Below are 864 nucleotides of genomic sequence, written 5' to 3'. Positions count from 1 at the left end.
GGATTCGGGGCCGGATTCGGGGCCGGATCCGGGGCCGGATCCGAGGCCGGCGACCGCGGACGAGCCCGTACCGAGCGCCTGCCCGCCGACCGCGGACGAGCCCCGATCTCCGGACGCCGGACGACGGACCAGGCGAGGCGCGTACACCCGCCCGTCCACCACCCGCACCTGCGACTCACCCGAACCCAGCACCACATCCCAACCGGAGAACCCCTCCGGCACCTCCGCCAGCACGAACCGGCCCGGCTGCTCACTCTGCGCCGACCGCACCAGCCCCCACACCGCCCCCGCCGCCACATCCCCCGCCACCGTCGCGAACACCACCGGCGCGGAACCCGCCCCCGCCACCGCGCCCAACACCCGCGACGTCAGCTCACGCACCACCGACGGCACATCCCCCGGCCCGCCCACACACCACACCACCACCGGCTCCTCGCCACCCCGGCCGGAAGCGGCCACCTCGACCCACTCCACCCCGTACAGGGGCAGACCGGTGCGGGCGGACGGGCTGACGTCGGCGGGCCGGGTGCGGATGGCGCCGATGGACAGGACCGGCGCGCCGGCGGTGTCGGCGATCTCGACGACGGCGTCCTCACCGGTCGTGGTGAGGCGCACGCGCAGCGCGGCGGTCTCGGAGGCGTGCAGGCGGACGTCCCCGAACGCGAACGGCAGGCGGAGCTCGTCATCCCCGGCGGCCAGCACGAGGGGGTGGAAGGACGCGTCCAGCAGGGCGGGGTGGAGGCCGAAGCCGGTCACGTCCACGCCCTCCGGCGCCGCCACCTCGGCGAACAGCTCCTCACCGCGACGCCACAACCGCCGCAACCCCTGGAACGCCGGACCGTACTCATAACCCAGACCCGCCAG

1 protein-coding gene is annotated in these 864 nt (G+C 75.5%); it reads right to left on the bottom strand.

The window, feature by feature from the left end; genetic code table 11:
* A partial coding sequence (locus OUY22_RS36665) for a polyketide synthase dehydratase domain-containing protein (RefSeq protein WP_270159915.1) occupies window positions 1-864 on the bottom strand: 864 nt, incomplete at both ends.

Origin of the sequence: Nonomuraea corallina (assembly GCF_027620315.1) — a bacterium.
GTDB lineage: Bacteria > Actinomycetota > Actinomycetes > Streptosporangiales > Streptosporangiaceae > Nonomuraea > Nonomuraea corallina.
Note: the sequence above shows the minus strand (reverse complement) of the source record. Positions and strands in the feature narration are given on the sequence as shown.